1 protein-coding gene and 1 pseudogene are annotated in these 1,305 nt (G+C 68.9%); one reads left to right on the plus strand and one right to left on the minus strand.

Annotated features, from left to right (window positions below; translation table 11 throughout):
• Positions 1 to 184 (plus strand): annotated as a pseudogene (locus tag ACFWVP_RS34780) (TetR family transcriptional regulator); the annotation flags it as partial.
• A gap of 487 nt (positions 185 to 671) precedes the next feature.
• Here the strand turns inward: ACFWVP_RS34780 and ACFWVP_RS34785 are convergent.
• Positions 672 to 1,305, minus strand: a 634-nt coding sequence (locus ACFWVP_RS34785) for a methylmalonyl-CoA mutase family protein (protein WP_384502168.1), incomplete at its 5' end; no start/stop codon positions are given.

The raw sequence follows: 1,305 nt of genomic DNA on the forward strand, positions 1-1,305 counted from the left end.
GTCCGGCGGCAGCGCCGACGACCTGAGAATCAGAGTGCACGCCGCAACCCTCAACGGCGCACTGCGCGCGGCCTCCGAGGACTTCGCCCGCCGGTTCGCGGACGATCCGGACGCAGGGGGCGGTGAGATCGCCACATGCCTGCTCGCCGCCCTGCGCGCGGCTTCGGAAGGTCTTCCCTACTGACGGAGACTTCCGCTGCCGCGATTTCGCTGCGTTGCCGGACTGCGGTGTGGGCCCAGACGTTCCACTTGCGGCACGCCGCTTTGCGAGCCGTTGGGCGGAAGGTGCCGGTCCGGAGTCGGTGGGCTGGTACGGCTTGCGTTCACTCATCCCGCCGATCCCAGCAGGCCACCGGCGTCGAACCGGAACGTTCCGGCTTCGCCCGCACCATCAGGCGACACCAGAGCCACTCATAAAACTCACGAAACGCCCTCTCAGGGATCGTGGTCGTCGCTCCTGCCCCCGAGTGTGACATCTGCCGAGGCGGTGATCGAGAGGTCACCGATGCGGTCCTCGGGGTGCTCGTAGAGGACCGCGGCGTCGGCATGGTCCCAGACCTCTTCAATTCCCGGGAGGCGTCGTACACATCTCGCCGCCCGGACGTTTCCACGCGATTGCGGGCCGGTGGCGCCGGCGACCTGGTCCGAGGGCGGTCCGGCCGATGGGCCGGTCAGAAGAGGTCGCCGGGAGTGTAGGTGCCCCAGATCTCGCGCAACGCGTCGCACACCTCGCCCACGGTCGCCCCGACGGACAGGGCTTCCTTCATCGGGTACATCACGCTGTCGTCCCCGGCCGCGGCCTTCTGCACGTCGGCCAGGTGGCGGTCCACCCGGTCCTGGTCCCGCCAGGCGCGGAGTTTGGCGAGGCGTTCGGCCTGCTTGGTCTCGATGGAAGGGTCGACGCGGAGGGGTTCGTAGGGCTCCTCCTCGTCGAGCTGGAAGCGGTTGACGCCGATGACGACCCGCTTGCCGGCGTCGGTCTCCTTCGCGATGCGGTAGGCGTTGTCCTCGATCTCCCGCTTTTGGAAGCCGTGTTCGATGGCCCCGACGGCCCCACCGAGGTCCTCGATCTTCCGCATCAGTTCCAGGGCCACGCCTTCGATGTCGTCGGTCATCTTCTCGATGACACAGGACCCCGCGAAGGGGGCGACGGTGGCCGTCACGTCCGGCAGGGCGATGGCTTCGTCGAAGGAGTTGGTGTGCAGTGACCGGGTGCCGCCGAGGACCGCGCCGAGGCCCTGCACGGCGACCCGGACCAGGTTGACCTCGGGCTGCTGGGCGGTGAGCTGGACGCCCGCGGTCTGC

The sequence above is a fragment of the Streptomyces sp. NPDC058637 genome (assembly GCF_042717325.1).
GTDB lineage: Bacteria > Actinomycetota > Actinomycetes > Streptomycetales > Streptomycetaceae > Streptomyces.